General features: G+C 72.8%; 14 protein-coding genes. 13 read left to right on the top strand and 1 reads right to left on the bottom strand.

Annotation, left to right across the window (positions count from 1 at the left end):
* Positions 1–78 precede the first annotated feature (78 nt).
* The 9 genes from recG to mutM all read left to right on the top strand — a co-directional run bounded on the left by recG (position 79) and on the right by mutM (position 8,405).
* Positions 79–2,310, top strand: a complete 2,232-nt coding sequence (gene recG / locus ACZ3YL_RS34520) for an ATP-dependent DNA helicase RecG (RefSeq protein ID WP_188303276.1) — start codon at positions 79–81, stop codon at positions 2,308–2,310.
* 105 nt (positions 2,311–2,415) lie between these two features.
* Positions 2,416–2,961: a hypothetical protein gene (locus ACZ3YL_RS34515; RefSeq protein ID WP_188303277.1), complete on the top strand. Its 546-nt coding sequence runs from the start codon at positions 2,416–2,418 to the stop codon at positions 2,959–2,961.
* A 173-nt stretch (positions 2,962–3,134) separates the two neighbouring features.
* Positions 3,135–3,719: a 16S rRNA (guanine(966)-N(2))-methyltransferase RsmD gene (gene rsmD / locus ACZ3YL_RS34510; protein ID WP_188303278.1), complete on the top strand. Its 585-nt coding sequence runs from the start codon at positions 3,135–3,137 to the stop codon at positions 3,717–3,719.
* 49 nt (positions 3,720–3,768) lie between these two features.
* Entirely contained in the window at positions 3,769–4,260 is a 492-nt protein-coding gene (coaD, locus tag ACZ3YL_RS34505; protein ID WP_188303279.1) for a pantetheine-phosphate adenylyltransferase, read from the top strand.
* A 218-nt stretch (positions 4,261–4,478) separates the two neighbouring features.
* Positions 4,479–5,681, top strand: coding sequence for an ATP synthase F0 subunit B (locus ACZ3YL_RS34500; RefSeq protein WP_465661301.1), 1,203 nt, complete (start codon positions 4,479–4,481; stop codon positions 5,679–5,681).
* Positions 5,682–5,842: 161 nt separating this feature from the next.
* Positions 5,843–6,487 carry a YceD family protein gene (locus ACZ3YL_RS34495; RefSeq protein WP_223241861.1) on the top strand — a complete coding sequence of 215 codons (645 nt, stop codon included), beginning with the start codon at positions 5,843–5,845 and terminating at the stop codon, positions 6,485–6,487.
* Positions 6,488–6,489: 2 nt separating this feature from the next.
* Positions 6,490–6,663, top strand: a complete 174-nt coding sequence (rpmF, locus tag ACZ3YL_RS34490) for a 50S ribosomal protein L32 (protein ID WP_188303282.1) — start codon at positions 6,490–6,492, stop codon at positions 6,661–6,663.
* 20 nt (positions 6,664–6,683) lie between these two features.
* Positions 6,684–7,472 carry a ribonuclease III gene (gene rnc, locus ACZ3YL_RS34485; protein WP_188303283.1) on the top strand — a complete coding sequence of 263 codons (789 nt, stop codon included), beginning with the start codon at positions 6,684–6,686 and terminating at the stop codon, positions 7,470–7,472.
* A 54-nt stretch (positions 7,473–7,526) separates the two neighbouring features.
* Positions 7,527–8,405 (top strand): bifunctional DNA-formamidopyrimidine glycosylase/DNA-(apurinic or apyrimidinic site) lyase, encoded by an 879-nt coding sequence (gene mutM / locus ACZ3YL_RS34480; protein ID WP_188303284.1) that lies wholly within the window; start codon positions 7,527–7,529, stop codon positions 8,403–8,405.
* 6 nt (positions 8,406–8,411) lie between these two features.
* Here mutM and ACZ3YL_RS34475 read toward each other — a convergent pair whose 3' ends face one another.
* Positions 8,412–9,332, bottom strand: coding sequence for a DMT family protein (locus tag ACZ3YL_RS34475; RefSeq protein ID WP_188303285.1), 921 nt, complete (start codon positions 9,330–9,332; stop codon positions 8,412–8,414).
* A gap of 307 nt (positions 9,333–9,639) precedes the next feature.
* Between ACZ3YL_RS34475 and ACZ3YL_RS34470 the strand changes: the two genes are divergently transcribed.
* The 4 genes from ACZ3YL_RS34470 to smc all read left to right on the top strand — a co-directional run bounded on the left by ACZ3YL_RS34470 (position 9,640) and on the right by smc (position 15,804).
* The gene (locus tag ACZ3YL_RS34470; RefSeq protein WP_465661298.1) at positions 9,640–10,995 is read left to right on the top strand and encodes an EGFR-like transmembrane domain-containing protein; all 1,356 of its coding nucleotides are present in this window, start codon (positions 9,640–9,642) and stop codon (positions 10,993–10,995) included.
* 114 nt (positions 10,996–11,109) lie between these two features.
* Positions 11,110–11,409, top strand: coding sequence for an acylphosphatase (locus ACZ3YL_RS34465; RefSeq protein ID WP_188303287.1), 300 nt, complete (start codon positions 11,110–11,112; stop codon positions 11,407–11,409).
* A 412-nt stretch (positions 11,410–11,821) separates the two neighbouring features.
* Positions 11,822–12,025 carry a hypothetical protein gene (locus tag ACZ3YL_RS34460; RefSeq protein ID WP_188303288.1) on the top strand — a complete coding sequence of 68 codons (204 nt, stop codon included), beginning with the start codon at positions 11,822–11,824 and terminating at the stop codon, positions 12,023–12,025.
* Positions 12,026–12,183: 158 nt separating this feature from the next.
* Complete coding sequence (gene smc, locus ACZ3YL_RS34455; protein WP_465661295.1) at positions 12,184–15,804, top strand: chromosome segregation protein SMC; 3,621 nt, start codon at positions 12,184–12,186, stop codon at positions 15,802–15,804.
* Positions 15,805–16,009: the final 205 nt, after the last annotated feature.

The raw sequence follows: 16,009 nt of genomic DNA, 5'->3' as shown, positions 1-16,009 counted from the left end.
ACCGGGTCCGAGCGCCCCGGAGGCGAGCGGGCGAGTAGCAGTCCGGTTCGTCGGTGCCTTGGTGTAAACAGGGGCCTGATGGGCGCTCTCGATGAACCACTGACCAAGCTCGTCGGCGACCGCACCGCGAAGGTGCTCGCCGACAGCCTCAAGCTGCGCACGGTCGGGGACCTGCTGCACCACTACCCGCGCCGCTACGTCGAACGCGGCCAGCTCACCAGCCTGGACGAGCTGGACATCGACGAGCACGTCACCGTGCTGGCCCGGATCGAGAAGGTCACCCTGATCCCGTTCCGCGGCCGCAAGGGCGACCGGCTGGAGGTCGTGGTCACCGACGGCCGCAGCCGGCTCTCACTGGTCTTCTTCAACCAGGGCTGGCGGCAGAAGGAGCTCAGGGCCGGCGCCCAGGGCCTGTTCGCCGGCAAGGTCGGCGTCTTCAACCGCAGCCGCCAACTGGTCTCGCCCGACTACCAGCTGCTCGACGAGGACGCGGGGTCGGACGCCGCCGAGCAGTTCGCCGGCCGGCTCATCCCGGTGTACGGCGCCAGCGCGCAGATGCCCAGCTGGAAGCTGTCGATCTGCGTCGAGACCGCGCTCACCAAGCACCTCGGCGACGTCGGGGAGCCACTGCCCGCCGAACTGCGCGAACGGCACGACCTGATCCCGCTGCCCGAGGCGCTGGAGCTGATCCACCGGCCGCGCAGCCAGGCCGACCGCGAGCGCGCCCAGAGCCGGCTGCGCTGGGACGAGGCCTTCGTGCTGCAGGTCGCCCTGGCCCAGCGCCGGGCCGCCGACTCCGCGCTGCCAGCCAAGCCGCGCGAGGCCCGGGCGGGCGGGCTGCTGGACGCCTTCGACGCCCGGCTGCCGTTCACCCTCACCGAGGGCCAGCGGAAGGTGTCCGCCGAGATCGCCGCCGACCTGGCGACCGAGCACCCGATGCACCGGCTGCTCCAGGGCGAGGTCGGCTCCGGCAAGACCCTGGTCGCGCTGCGCGCCATGCTCGCCGTGGTGGACGCCGGTGGCCAGGCCGTCCTGCTCGCGCCCACCGAGGTACTGGCCCAGCAGCACCACCGCTCGATCGTCGAGATGATGGGCGACCTCGCCGAGGGCGGCATGCTCGGCGGCTCCGACCAGGGCACCCGGGTGGTGCTGCTGACCGGCTCGATGGGGACCGCCGCCCGCCGCCAGGCGATGCTGGACATGGCCTGCGGGGACGCCGGGATCGCCATCGGCACCCATGCGCTGATCGAGGACAAGGTCCAGTTCCAGGACCTCGGCCTGGTGGTGGTGGACGAGCAGCACCGCTTCGGCGTCGAGCAGCGGGACGCGCTGCGCGCCAAGGGGGAGCAGCCACCGCACCTGCTGGTGATGACCGCCACCCCGATCCCGCGCACCGTCGCGATGACCGTCTTCGGGGACTTGGAGACCTCCGTCCTGGACCAGCTCCCGGCCGGCCGCTCGCCGATCTCCACCCACGTCGTCCCGGCGCTGGAGAAGCCCAACTTCCTCACCCGGGCCTGGGAACGGGTCCGCGAGGAGGTCGGCAAGGGCCACCAGGCGTACGTGGTCTGCCCCCGGATCGGGGACGAGGAGCCCGCCGCCGACCCGAAGGCCGCGAAGAAGAGGCGCAAGGCGGCCGAGGAGGACTTCGAGGACATCACCGACGCCGACGCCGGCGCCGGGAGTGAGGAACGGCGGCCCCCGCTCTCGGTGGTGGAGACCGCCGACCAGCTGGTGAAGGGCCCGCTGAGCGGCCTGCGGGTGGAGATCCTGCACGGTCGGCTCGCCCCGGAGGCCAAGGATGACGTGATGCGCCGGTTCGCGGCCGGGGAGGTGGACGTGCTGGTCGCCACCACCGTCATCGAGGTCGGCGTCAACGTCCCCAACTCCACCGTGATGGTCATCATGGACGCCGACCGCTTCGGCGTCTCCCAGCTCCACCAGCTGCGCGGCCGGGTCGGCCGGGGCAGCGCGGCGGGCCTGTGCCTGCTGGTCAGCGAGATGCCCGGGGGCAGTGCCGCCCGGGGCCGGCTGGACGCGGTGGCCGGCACCCTGGACGGCTTCGAGCTGTCCCGGATCGACCTCGAACAGCGCCGCGAGGGCGATGTGCTGGGCCAGGCGCAGTCCGGGGTGAAGTCCTCGCTCAAGGTGCTCTCGGTGCTGGAGGACGAGGAGGTCATCCTCACCGCCCGGACCGAGGCCACCCGGCTGGTCGCCGAGGACCCGGAGCTGGCCGCCCACCCGGAGCTGCGCACCGCGCTGGAGAGCCTGCTCGACGAGGACCGCGCGGCCTACATGGAGAAGGGCTGAGCGGGCCCTCGGGCAGGCCGGATTGTCAGACCCCCGGGAGAGAATGTAGTTGTTCAGGGCGCACCCTCAAGGTGCGTACCTGGCACGACACTTGGGGGTCCTGCCATGGCATTCCGTCATCTCAACGAGCTCCCGCTGGGCGACAAGGTCTTCCGGATCGAACTCGCCAGCGACGACGACCGAGAGGTCACCCTCACCCTGACCGGCTGGCGTGAGGGGGCGGCCGCCGCGCCGCTCGCCTCGGGCAAGCTCCGCCTGCCGGTCGAGGACGTCGCCTCGCTGCGGATCGCGCTCAACCGCGCGCTGCGGGCGCTGGCGATCGTCGCCGACGTCTCCGAGCCCATCCCCGACCGCGACGTGCTGCGCGAGCTGTACCCCGGCCACGGTGCCCCCTGGGTGCCCCAGCACGAGGAGGAGCTGGTCCGGCGCTTCCACGACGGCGAGACCGTCGCCCGGATCGCCGCCCGCTTCGGCCGCACGCCCGACTCCGTCCGGACCAAGCTGCGCGAGCTCGGGCACGACCCGCGCCGCCCCGAGTTCTGCCCGCCCGACGGCTGCCTGTCCTGGTCCCGCTACGCCTCGCCGGCACTGCTCGGCGCGGCGGTCCCGGGCCAGGGCGCGGGCCAGGGCGCGGGCTCCGAGGCGAGCTGACCGCCTGAGTGCGCGGGCGCGGCCCGGTGGGGGGCGTCCCACCGGGCCGCGCCGGTCCGGCGTTCGTGCGGACGGTGTGGAGATCGGACCAGCGGAGATCAGACCGGCGGAGATCGGGCCGGCGGAGATCGGGATAGCGTGGTCGGGCAGCGACGAAAGGACCTTCCCCCACCATGACCCGCGTGATCGCCGGGGCGGCCGGCGGCCGCCGACTGGCCGTACCGCCCGGCCGGGGCACCCGGCCGACCTCCGACAAGGCCCGCGAGGCGATGTTCTCCACCCTGGAGGCGCTGCGCGGCACCCTGCACGGGATCCGGATGCTGGACCTGTTCGGCGGATCCGGCGCGGTCGGCCTGGAGGCGCTGTCGCGCGGCGCCGAGCACGTCCTGCTGGTCGAGGCGGACGGCCAGGCGGCCCGGGTGATCCGGGAGAACGTCCGCACGGTCGGCCTGCCGGGCGCCGAGGTGCGGGCCGCCAGGGCGGAGAAGGTGATCGCCGGGCCGCCCCCGCAGGCCCCGTACGACCTGGTCTTCCTCGATCCGCCCTATGTGGTGACGGACGAGGAGGTGCGCGAGATGCTGATCACACTGTTGGCTGGGGGCTGGCTCGCGGCGGACGTACTCGTCACCGTGGAGCGCAGCACCCGTGGCGGCGAGTTCGGCTGGCCCGAGGGCTTCGAGGTGCTGCGCTCCCGCCGCTACGGCGAGGGCACGCTCTGGTACGGTCGCGCCGCCGCCGAGGCCAGCGAGCAGGAGTAGCGGGCCGCGGCCCGCAGCAGCCGTCACCCCACGAGGGAGCACACACGCCATGCGCCGAGCCGTCTGCCCCGGTTCGTTCGACCCGATCACCAACGGTCACCTCGACATCATCGAGCGGGCCTCGAAGCTGTACGACGTGGTGCATGTCGCGGTCCTGATCAACCGGAACAAGCAGGGCATGTTCACCGTCGAGGAGCGGATCGGCCTGATCGAGGAGGTCACCGCCCGGTTCGGGAACGTGGTGGTCGAGTCGCACCAGGGCCTGCTGGTGGACTTCTGCCGGGAGCGCGGCATCCCCGCGATCATCAAGGGCCTGCGCGCGGTCAGCGACTTCGACTACGAGCTGCAGATGGCCCAGATGAACCACGGCCTGACCGGCGTGGAGACGCTGTTCGTGCCGACCTCGCCGACGTACAGCTTCCTCTCCTCGACGCTGGTCAAGGAGGTCGCCTCGTACGGTGGCGACGTCTCGCACCTGCTGCCGGAGACGGTGCACGACCGCCTGGTCGAGCGGATCGCGGAGCGCAAGGCCGCGCAGTAGCCGTGCGGGAGGGCCGCGCAGGGGGACCGCGCGGGGGCCGGTCCCTTTCTGCCGGTTCGTCATGGCTTGTCCGGGACGGCGGAGGCCGCGTCGACTCAGGCGTTGTGAGCTCGCCGCACGGGGGCCGTACAGTCTGTAGTCCTGCCCTGCGGTGAGGTCCACCGCGCCGGGCCTGCCTCCGCCGGACCGTCGGCGGCACACGGAAAGACGAAGCCCCCGTGGACGTGCAGAACAAGGTCGACGAGATCGTGGCGGCGGTCGAGAACGCCCGCTCGATGCCGATGTCGGCCTCCTGCGTGGTGAACCGGGCCGAGCTGATCGGCCTGCTCAACGACCTCAAGGCGGCCCTGCCCGCCGAACTCGCCCAGGCGCAGTCGGTGATGGCCGACCACGAGCTGGTGGTGGCGGACGCCCAGGCCGAGGCGGACCGGATCATCCAGGGCGCGCACTCCGAGCGCGGTTCGCTGATCTCCGACACCGAGGTGGTCCGCCGGGCCCAGGCCGAGGCCGACCGGATCCTGGCCGAGGCCCGTGCCGACGTCGACACCAAGCGCGTCGAGGCCGACGACTACGTGGACAGCAAGCTCGCCAACTTCGAGGTCGTGCTGACCAAGACGCTCGGCGCGGTCGGCCGCGGCCGCACCAAGCTCCGCGGCGACTCCGTCTTCGAGACCGAGGGCGAGAGTGACGGCGAGGAGTTCCAGCCGCAGCGGATCAGCCCGAGCCCCGAGGTCGACGAGTACGTCGATGTGAAGCTCGCCACCCTGGAGAACGTACTCAGGGCCACCCTGGAGGCGGTCGGCAAGGGCCGCGACAAGCTGCTCGGCAAGAAGCCGATCGACGAGCTGGGCGCCTACCTGGCCGCCGCCGACGAGGCCCAGCAGGCCAAGGAGCGCGCCGAGGCGGTGGCCGCCGGCTTCGCCGCGGACGCCGACGGCGCCGAACTCGCCTGGTACCGCGAGGACGTCCCCCAGCAGCAGACCTGGCCCGAGCAGGCCCCGGCCGCAGCCGGCTGGCAGGCCCCCGGCACCGACCAGTACGCGGCCACCGCCCAGCACCAGGACGGCCAGCAGCACGCCGGCCAGCCCCAGGGCGGGCAGTACGCCGAGGTGTACGGCGGCGGCTTCGACCCGGCCGGCCAAGGCGACCCGTACCACACCCAGTGGGGCCACCAGCAGGGCGGCTACCCACAGCATCAGCAGCAGCAGCCCGACTACCAGGGCCAGCAGCAGGGCGCCTACGGCTATCCCCAGCAGCAGGACGGCTACGCGGCCCAGCCGTACGACGGCTATAACTACCCGCAGCAGCCCGCCCTGCCCCCGGCGGTGCCGCACCAGCAGCAGCAGAACCTGGACGAGACCAGCTTCTTCGACACCAGCATGATCGACATGACCAGGCTGCGGGAGCTCGGCGGCCGCTGAGGACCTCCGCGGAGTCTCCTGACGGGGCCGAAGTTGGGCCTGGCGGGAGACTCCGGTAGTCTGACCACTCCGGCATCCCCATGCCCGGCTGTCGGCTTGCCCTCGCAACGCCGACTCGCAATGGGGAACACAGCGTTGATCCCTATGGAAGTCAGGACACCTTGAACCGCCTCGACCACCGCGACCCCCTCGTGTTCGACACGCACGAGCTGGGACGTCGTCCGGGCGCCATGCGTAAGGTGAGCCGGACCCTGGAGGCCCCCGAGGGCTTCGGGATCATCGACGTGATCGGTGTCCCGGAGAAGAGCCCGATCGAGCTGGAGCTCCGCCTGGAGTCCGTGGTCGAGGGCGTGCTGGTCACCGGCACCGCCGACGCCCGCGTGGAAGGCGAGTGCGTCCGGTGCCTGGAGCCCGTCGACTTCGACATCGACGTGGACTTCCAGGAGCTGTACTACTACCCGGAGTCCGACGAGCGTCACCGCGCCCGGACCACCGGGACCGAGGACCTCGACGAGGACTCGGAAGACGAGACTTACCGCCTGGAGGGCGATTTCTTCGACCTCCAGCCGGTGCTGCGTGACGCGGTGGTGCTCGCACTGCCGCTGCAGCCGGTGTGCCAGGAAGACTGCCTGGGCCTGTGCTCCGAGTGCGGAGCGCGCCTGAGCGACGACCCGGCGCACCACCACGACGCCGCCGACCCCCGGTGGGCGGCTCTGCAGGGACTCTCCGCCACCCCCGGCGACGAGGGTGACGGGATCAAGAACAGCGACACCCGTGAGGGTCTCGCCGAGAACCAGGAGAAGTAGCCGTGGCTGTTCCGAAGCGGAAGATGTCGCGCAGCAACACGCGCCACCGCCGGTCCAACTGGAAGGCCGTCGTTCCGGCCCTCGTGGCGTGCGACAGCTGCCACGAGCCGAAGCTGGGCCACATCGCGTGCCCCAGCTGCGGCACGTACAACCGTCGCCAGGTCCTCTCGGTCTGATCGGCGGGGTGCACGGATCGATGTCGGACGGTAACTCCACCCGCAAGTCGTCCTCTGTCACGAAGGGTTCTTCGGGCAGCGGCAAGGCCGGCGGGCCGGCTTCGACCGAATACGACGTCCTGGAAGGGCGCCTCGGGTACACGCTCGAGCGCGCCCTTCTGGTACGTGCCCTCACCCACCGCTCGTACGCGTACGAGAACGGTGGTCTGCCCACCAACGAGCGCCTGGAGTTCCTCGGCGACTCGGTGCTGGGCCTGGTGGTGACCGACACCCTCTACCGCGTCCACCCGGACGTCCCGGAGGGCACGCTCGCCAAGCTGCGCGCCGCGGTGGTCAACTCCCGCGCGCTCGCGGACGTCGGCCGGGGCCTCGAACTGGGCACCTTCATCCGGCTCGGCAAGGGTGAGGAGGGCACCGGCGGCCGCGACAAGTCGTCGATCCTCGCCGACACCGTCGAGGCCGTGATCGGGGCCGTCTACCTGGACCGCGGTCTGGAGGCGGCGACCGAGTTCGTCCACCGGCTGTTCGACCCGCTGATCGAGGAGTCCTCTCAGCTGGGAGCCGGCCTGGACTGGAAGACCAGCCTCCAGGAGCTGACCGCGTCGGCGGGCATCGGAGTGCCCGAGTACGTGGTCATGGAGTCCGGCCCGGACCACGAGAAGACCTTCACCGCGGCGGCCCGGGTGGCCGGCGAGGACTTCGGCAGCGGCGTCGGCCGCTCGAAGAAGGAAGCCGAGCAGAAGGCCGCCGAGAGCGCCTGGCGCGCGATCAAGGAGAAGTACGCCGACCGGCTGCCCGCCGGGGCGTGAGCCCGAAGTAGCCTGGCCTCCTGCCGATCCCTTCGAAGCAGGAGGCCTGCTCCCGTGCCCGAACTCCCCGAGGTCGAGGTCGTCCGCCGCGGTCTGGCGAACTGGGTCGCCGGGCGGACCGTCGCCGACGTCCAGGTGCTGCACCCGCGCGCGGTGCGCCGCCAGCCGGCCGGGGCCGCCGACTTCGCGGCCCGGCTGACCGGCACCACCCTCGGCGCCGCGCAGCGCCGCGGCAAGTACCTCTGGGTGCCGCTGGGCGGGGCCGGGGCGGGTTTCTCGCTGATCGGCCACCTCGGGATGAGCGGCCAACTCCTCGTCCAGGACCCGTCGGTACCGGACGAGACCCACCTGCGGGTCCGGCTGCGCTTCGCCGACGGCGGGCGCGAGCTGCGCTTCGTCGACCAGCGGACCTTCGGCGGCCTGGCCGTCGAGGAGGCCGAGGAGGACGACCCGGAGGGCACCCCGCTCTCCATCGCGCACATCGCCCGCGACCCGCTCGACCCGCGCTTCGACGACGGGGCCTTCGTGGCCGCGCTGCGCGCCAAGCGCACCACGGTCAAGCGCGCGCTGCTCGACCAGACCCTGATCAGCGGCGTCGGCAACATCTACGCCGACGAGGCCCTGTGGCGCTCCAAGCTGCACTACGAGCGCCCGACCGCTACCCTCACCCGCCCGCAGGCCGCGCTGCTGCTGGCCAGCGCCCGGGGCGTGATGACGGCGGCGCTGGCCGTGGGCGGCACCAGCTTCGACAGCCTGTACGTCAACGTGAACGGCGAGAGCGGCTACTTCTCCCGGGACCTCGACGCCTACGGCCGCGAGCACGAGCCCTGCCGCCGCTGCGGCACCGCGATCCGGCGGGCCCCCTGGATGAACCGGTCCAGCTACTTCTGCCCCCGCTGCCAGCGCGTGCCGCGCGCCGCCGACGGGGGCTGACGGCCGCTACTTGTGGGCGAGTTCCGGCTGGTCGGCGGGCGTCCCGCCGGAGGCGCCGTGGGTGTCCTGGCCGAAGTAGGCGACGCCGACCGCGGAGACCACCGCGAGCAGGAAGCCGGCCACGCCGAGCCAGCCCAGGCCGGCCTTGGAGGAGTCACCGAGCCAGAGCACGCCGACCGCGCCGGGCAGCACCGTCTCACCGACCACCAGCGCGGCGGTGGCGCCGTTCACCGAGCCGATCTGCAGCGCCACGGTGTGCACGTACATGCCGCCGAGGCCGCCGATCAGGATCGCGTACAGCGCCGGGTCGGAGACCAGCCGGACCAGGTCGAACGGCTCCACGCCGTTCAGGATGCGCACGCCGACGCCCAGGGCGCCGAAGCCGAGGCCGGAGAGCAGACCGGCGACGATCGCGCCCTTGGAGCCCATCCGGCGCACCAGCAGGCCGCCGCCGGCCAGCAGCACGGTGATGATGATCAGCAGCCACCAGTGGAAGGCCATCGCCGCGTGGTGGCCGCCCTCGGGACCGGCCGAGACGGCCAGCAGCACCAGCGCCGAGCAGAGCACGCCGATCGAGGCCCACTCCAGCTGCTTCAGCCGGATCCCCAGCAGCTTGATGCTCAGCACCGCGGTGATCACCAGGTTGGCGCTGATGATGGTCTGGGAGAGGAACAGCGGCAGCAGCCGGGCGGCCAGCGCGCCGAGCCCGAAGCCGATCAGGTCCAGCACCGTACCGGTGATGAACTCCCAGGTGACGGCGGCCTTCGCGGTGGAGGACAGGCTCGGCCCGCCGTGCTCGGTGGTCGAGGTGGTGGCGCCCTTGGCCGCCTCCTCGCGGGCCGAGCGGCGGGAACCGACGGCCTGCAGGACCGAGCCGGTGCCGTAGCAGGCGGATGCCGCCACGGCCGTGACGAGGCCGATGATCACCGAGTGCTCCGATCGGAAGTTGGGTCAAGAAAAGGTAATGGGACCAGCGGTCCGGAAACAGTGTGCCCGCTCGCGCGGTACGGTCGGAACGCCCCCCCAGGACCGCCCCGGAACCTCCCCGGGCCCGCCGGGACGTACGTCCGGCCGCCTCCCGCGGTTCCCGCGCCCCACCCGTCTCAGGGGTGACTGGGGGAAATCTCATCCGCGAGAAGGGGAGCCGCCCCGGCGGACGGCGGGGATTCCTGTCATAACCAGTATGCGAAGGGTATGCCGTGCCCGGCCGCCGGTCACGGTAGCGTCGGGGGTTATGAGAACCCTTGCACGACGTTCCCGGGGCACCGGGCCGCTTGCCCTGGTGGCGGCGGTGCTCGGGCTGCTGCTCCTGTTCGCGCCGGCGGCCTCCGCCGCCGGTGGGCTGAGCGATGCCACCACCGCCCTCAAGGCCGGCAAGGTCTACGTCGACCCGGCGATGACCAGCCGCTTCAGCCAGAGCCAGGCGGACGCCCTGACCAAGAAGATCGAGAAGGCCGACAAGCCGATCTTCGTCGCGGTCGTCCCCGACTCGCCCGCCTACAACAAGCAGAGCGTCTTCCAGGACGTGCGCACCAAGGTCGGCATCGACGGGGTCTACGCGATCTGGCGCGGCGACCAGTTCGCGGCCCGCGCCGACCGCGGCGCCATGCCCGCCGGCTCCGCCGAGAAGCTCGCCAGCGCGGCCCTGCACTCCCACGACGGCGACATCGACGCGACCCTGAACGACTTCGTCGACAACGCCGCCCCGCAGGCCAAGGGCACCGGGGTCAACCACAGCACCTCGATCGCCTGGGTGGTCATCCCGGTCGTGCTGGTGGCGCTGGCCGGCGCCGGCGTCTTCTTCCTCTTCCGCCGTGCCAAGCAGCGCAAGGAGGCCCAGGCCCGGGCCGAGCTGGAGCAGCTGCGCCGCGTGGTGGACGAGGACATCACCGCCTACGGCGTCGAGCTGGAGCGGCTGGACTTCAACCCGCGGGCCACCGACGCGGACGACGTCCAGCGCACCGACTACAGCCACGCGCTGGACTCGTACGAGAAGGCCAAGCGCCTGATGGACGAGGCCAAGAAGCCCGAGGACGTCAAGGTCGTCACGGAGACCATCGAGGACGGCCGCTTCGCGCTGGCCACCCTGGCCGCCCGGCGCGACAAGCGCCCGCTGCCCGAGCGGCGGCCCCCGTGCTTCATGGACCCGCGCCACGGCCCGTCCGTCAAGGACGTCGACTGGGCCCCGGCGGGCGGCTCGGCCCGCAGCGTCCCGGTCTGCCAGGCCGACGCGGACCGCGTGGCCGCCGGCCTCGACCCGGCGATCCGCACCGTCGACACCGAGCACGGCCCGCAGCCGTACTGGAACGCCGGCCCGGCGTACGCGCCGTACGCGGGCGGGTACTACAGCGGCTTCGGCGGCGGCGGTCTGCTGCCCGGCCTGCTGGTCGGCACCATGCTCGGCTCGATGATGAGCTCCCCGGCCTACGCCGCGGCGCCCATGATGGAGGGCGGCCACGGCTACCAGGACCAGTACGACGGCGGTGACTTCACCGGCGCCGACTTCAACTCTTCCGACTTCGGTGGCTTCGGCGGCGGCGACTTCGGCGGCGGCGGTGGCGGCGGCGACTTCGGGGGCGGGGACTGGTAGTCCCCCCGCCCGAACACCGCACCCCCGCGGCCCCGCCGGTTCCGACCGGCGGGGCCGCTCGCTGTCCCGGGTGCGGATACGGCGAGCGGCCGCCGCGCCGGTTAGGGTCGGGGCATGCACGGTCGCGACGCCCACAGTGAGGAACCGGTCCGGGTGACCGCCTGGGTCCGGGGGAAGGTCCAGCAGGTCGGGTTCCGCTGGTGGACCAGGGCACGGGCGCTGGAGACCGGCCTCACCGGCTACGCGAGCAACCTCGGCGACGGCCGGGTGCAGGTGGTGGCCGAGGGCCTGGCCGCGGACTGCGAGCAACTGCTGACCCTGCTGCGCGGCCCTGACACACCCGGCGCGGTGACCGGCGTGACCGAGATCTGGACCGCCGTCGGCGCAGGTTACGAGGGTTTCGAGATCCGCTGAACGCCCGGCGTCCGGGCCGAGGCGCCCGCGCTCCGGAACTGATCGGCAACCGTCGGTGTCACACGGTTGCCAATCGGGCAGACTCGTGGTTGACTCCGCATCGAACGATGATCCACGAGCAGGTGGTGGACCCGGGCCCGAGACCCCCCAGGCGTGACGACACCGCCGGGCAGGTGACAGGGGCGCGGTAGCGTGCGGTGATCGTGTTGACCCGTACCGTCTTTGGTGAGACGCTTGAAGCCCGCGCACACGATCGCGTATCCCGGTAGGCGCATGCTCTCGTGAGCCCAGCTCACGGTGGTTGTGCCGTAGTGCCCAGCCAGCACTTCCGGTGCGCGCCGCGCGTGCGTCCCCCTTCCCCCTAGACCTGTACCGTTCCGGTTCGGTCACTCAGCGTGGAGGACCATTCATCATGGCAAAGGCGCTTCTCGGGTACGTCGGCGGCCCCGACCCGCGAATGCTTTTCGAGATGCGACGGCTTCAGCAGCGCGTCCAGGAGCTTGAGTCCGAACTCCTTCGGATGCAGGCTGAGAACGACGCGCTCACCGCTGTCGCTGACGAGCACTCGCTGCTCAACAGCATCGATCTGGACCAGCGGGAGCCGGCTCTCACCTGAGCCCCCACCCCGGTCCTCACAGATCGACGCCGCTGTGCACTGAGCCGCCCCGAAAGGGACGCAGCTTTGCAAGGGACGCCCGGATGTGGCGTCCCTTCGTCGTGTCGGACTCCGGATACAGTCGGTTCCCGTCGTGAGCGATTGAGGGGACCGGCCGCGTGCACCTGAAGAGTCTGACGCTGCGCGGATTCAAGTCCTTCGCCTCCAGCACCACCCTGCGGTTCGAGCCGGGCATCACCTGCGTGGTCGGCCCGAACGGCTCCGGCAAGTCGAACGTGGTGGACGCGCTGTCCTGGGTGATGGGCGAGCAGGGGGCCAAGTCGCTGCGCGGCGGCAAGATGGAGGACGTCATCTTCGCCGGGACCAGCGGGCGCGCCCCGCTCGGCCGCGCCGAGGTCAGCCTCACCATCGACAACAGCGACGGCGCCCTGCCGATCGACTACTCCGAGCTGACGATCACCCGGACCATGTTCCGCAACGGCGGCAGCGAGTACGCGCTCAACGGCGAGACCTGCCGCCTGCTGGACATCCAGGAACTGCTCTCCGACTCCGGCATCGGCCGTGAGATGCACGTCATCGTCGGACAGGGCCGGCTCGAGTCCGTGCTGCACGCGGACCCGATGGGCCGGCGCGCCTTCATCGAGGAGGCGGCCGGCGTCCTCAAGCACCGCAAGCGCAAGGAGAAGGCGCTGCGGAAACTGGACGCGATGCAGGCCAACCTCAACCGGGTCCAGGACCTGGTCGCCGAACTGCGCCGGCAGCTCGGACCGCTCGGCCGGCAGGCCCGGGTCGCCCGCCGCGCCGCCGGCATCCAGGCCGACCTGCGAGACGCCCGGCTGCGGCTGCTCGCCGACGACCTGCTCGCGCTGCGCCGGGCCGTAGAGGCCGAGGTCGCCGACGAACTGGCGCTGCGGCTGCGCCGGACCACCGTCGAACAGGAACTGGCGCGGGCGGTCCAGCGCGAACGGCTCCTGGAGGCGCAGGTCCGGCAGCTCGGCCCGAGCCTGGAGACCGCCCGGCAGGCCTGGTACCGGCTCTCCGCCCTCGCCGAGCGCACCCGCGGCACGATCGGACTGGCCGAGGCCCGGGCCCGGCACGCCGCCGCCGGAGGCGCGGCCGAGGAGCGGCGCGGCCGGGACCCGGAGGAGCTGGAACGGGAGGCCGAGCGGGTCCGCGAGGAGGAGGCCGCCCTCGCCGAGGCGCTGGAGGAAGCCCAGTACGCGCTGGCCGAGGCGGTCGAACGCAAGGACGAGCTGGAGCGCGGACTGGCCGCCGAGGAACGCCGGCTGCGGGACGCCGCCCGGGCCATCGCGGACCGCCGGGAGGGCCTGGCCCGACTGCAGGGACAGGCCGCCGCCGCCCGCTCCAGGGCCGGCTCGGCGGAGGCCGAGATCGGCCGGCTCGCCGAGGCCAGGGACGAGGCGCTGCTGCGCGCCGGGGCCGCCCAGGGCGAACTGGACGAACTCCAGCAGCAGGTGGACGGCCTGACCGGGGACGACGAACAGGCCGAGGCCGGGTACCGGCGGGCCCGGGACCGGCTGGCCGAGGCCGAACGGGACCAGGCCGCCGCCCGGGAGGCGGCCTCGGCCGCCGAACGCGAGCGGGCCGGGCTCATCGCGCGGCACGAGGCGCTCTCGCTCGGACTGCGCCGCAAGGACGGCACCGGCGCGCTGCTGGCCGCGGGGGAGCGGCTGGCCGGACTGCTCGGCCCGGCGGCCGCGCTGCTGCGGATCGAGCCCGGCCACGAGGTGCCCGTCGCCGCGGCGCTCGGGTCGGCCGCCGACGCGGTGGCCGTCGACTCGCCGGAGGCCGCCGCCGGGGCGCTGCGGCTGTTGCGCGCCCAGGACGCCGGGCGGGCCGCGCTGTTGGTCGCCGGGGCCGCGGAACTTCCCCCTGGAGACGGCGAGTTGCCGGACGGCGCCCGGTGGGCCGCCGAACTCGTCGACGGGCCGGGCGAGTTGATCGCCGCCGTGCGGAACCGGCTGGCCGGGGTGGCGGTCGTCGCCGACCTGGACCAGGCGCTGCGACTGGTCGCCGAACACCCCGAGCTGTCCGCCGTCACCGCCGAGGGCGACCGGCTGGGCGCCGGCTTCGCCCAGGGCGGCTCCGGCGGTGCGCCCAGCCTGCTGGAGACCCAGGCGGCCGTGGACCAGGCGGCCCGGGCGATCGCGGAACTCGACCTCCGCTGCGCCGAGTCGGCCGAGCGGCTGGCCCAACTCACCGAACTGCGCCAGGAGTCGGCCGCGCAGGTCGAACGGCTCGGCGAACTGCGGCGACAGGCCGAGAAGGAGCGGGCCCAGGTGGCGGGGGCGCTCGGCCGGCTCGGCGGGCAGGCCCGCGCCGCCGCCGGGGAGGCCGAGCGGCTGTCGGCCGCCGCCGCGCGGGCCGAACAGGGCCTGGCCGAACTGCTCGCCACCGCCCAGGAACTGGCCGAACGGCTGGCCGCAGCCGAGGAGTCGGCGCAGGCCGGGGAGGACGAGCCGGACCCGGCCGAGCAGCAGCGGCTGGCCTGCGCCGCCTCCGCCGCCCGACAGGCCGAACTGGAGGCCCGGCTCGCGGTGCGCACCCACGAGGAGCGGGTCCGCGCCCTAGCCGGCCGGGCCGACCAGCTGGACCGGGCCGCCCGCGCCGAGCGCGAGGCGCGTGCCCGGGCCGCCGAGCGCCGCCGGCGGGCCGAGCACGACGCCCGGGTGGCGAACGCCGTCGCGGCGGGCGCCCGGCAGCTGCTGACCTGCCTGGAGGTGTCACTGGCGCGCGCGGACGCCGGGCGCGCGGCGGTCGAACAGGCGCTCGCCGAGCGGGAGCGCGAGCTCCGGGAGCACCGGGAGCACGGGCGCGGCCTCAAGGAGGAGCTGGACAAGCTGGTCGACGCCGGACACCGGGACGAGGTGCTGCGGGCAGAGAAGCGGCTGCGGATCGAGCAGTTGGAGGCCCGCGCGCTGGAGGAGTTCGGCATCGACGGGGGCGAGCTGCTGGCCTCGTACGGGCCGGACCAGCCCGTCCCGCCGGGCACGCCGGAGGAGGGGCGGGAGCCGGGGGAGCCGTACCCGTACGTCCGGGCCGAGCAGGAGAGGCGACTGCGGGCCGCCGAGAAGGCGTACCAGCAGCTGGGCAAGGTCAACCCGCTGGCGCTGGAGGAGTTCGCCGCGCTGGAGGAGCGCCACCGGTTCCTCGGCGAGCAACTGGACGACCTCAAGCGCGGCCGGCGGGACCTGCTGGACATCGTCCGGGACGTGGACCAGCGGGTCGAGCAGCTGTTCACCTCCGCCTACCACGACACCGCCGCCCAGTTCGAGGGCGTCTTCGCCCGGCTCTTCCCGGGCGGCGAGGGGCGGCTGGTGCTGACCGACCCGGACAACATGCTCACCACCGGGGTCGAGGTGGAGGCCCGCCCCCCGGGCAAGAAGGTCAAGCGGCTGTCGCTGCTGTCCGGCGGCGAGCGCTCGCTGACCGCGGTGGCGCTGCTGGTGGCGATCTTCAAGGCGCGGCCCAGCCCGTTCTACGTGATGGACGAGGTGGAGGCGGCGCTGGACGAGACCAACCTGCGCCGACTGGTCGGGATCATGGAGGAGCTGCGGGAGAGCTCCCAGCTGATCGTGATCACCCACCAGAAGCTGACCATGGAGTCCGCCGACGCGCTGTACGGCGTGACCATGAAGGGCGACGGCATCTCCCAGGTGATCAGCCAGCGGCTGCGCGAGGAGCACCGGGAGCACAGATCGCGTGCGGTGCTACCTCGGCAGCAGGAGGAGGCGAATGCCTCCAGGCCGACGGACTGATGCGTCGACCTATGCCGGGGCAGCTCCCACGGCCGAACCGATCCCGGATACTGGAGCGGTTGTGACTCCTCCCCCTCGTCTGCGAGGGGGCTTCTCACTCAGCCGTTGAACAACCTCGTGACGGCCAAGCCCTGACCGGTGCCGAGCGGCACACTGGTCAGCGTAGGGGAGGCGGCGACGCGAGTGCGTCGGTGACCGAAGGATC

The sequence above is a fragment of the Kitasatospora sp. NPDC023176 genome (assembly GCF_055560495.1).
This window is presented reverse-complemented; position numbering and strand designations above follow the sequence as displayed.

What these genes read in the sequence shown, in the direction of transcription:
- recG (WP_188303276.1), top strand. Translation starts at nt 79, where the DNA reads ATGGGCGCTCTCGATGAACCACTGACCAAGCTCGTCGGCGACCGCACC.
- ACZ3YL_RS34515 (WP_188303277.1), top strand. Translation starts at nt 2,416, where the DNA reads ATGGCATTCCGTCATCTCAACGAGCTCCCGCTGGGCGACAAGGTCTTC.
- rsmD (WP_188303278.1), top strand. Translation starts at nt 3,135, where the DNA reads ATGACCCGCGTGATCGCCGGGGCGGCCGGCGGCCGCCGACTGGCCGTA.
- coaD (WP_188303279.1), top strand. Translation starts at nt 3,769, where the DNA reads ATGCGCCGAGCCGTCTGCCCCGGTTCGTTCGACCCGATCACCAACGGT.
- rnc (WP_188303283.1), top strand. Translation starts at nt 6,684, where the DNA reads ATGTCGGACGGTAACTCCACCCGCAAGTCGTCCTCTGTCACGAAGGGT.
- ACZ3YL_RS34470 (WP_465661298.1), top strand. Translation starts at nt 9,640, where the DNA reads ATGAGAACCCTTGCACGACGTTCCCGGGGCACCGGGCCGCTTGCCCTG.
- ACZ3YL_RS34465 (WP_188303287.1), top strand. Translation starts at nt 11,110, where the DNA reads ATGCACGGTCGCGACGCCCACAGTGAGGAACCGGTCCGGGTGACCGCC.
- ACZ3YL_RS34460 (WP_188303288.1), top strand. Translation starts at nt 11,822, where the DNA reads ATGGCAAAGGCGCTTCTCGGGTACGTCGGCGGCCCCGACCCGCGAATG.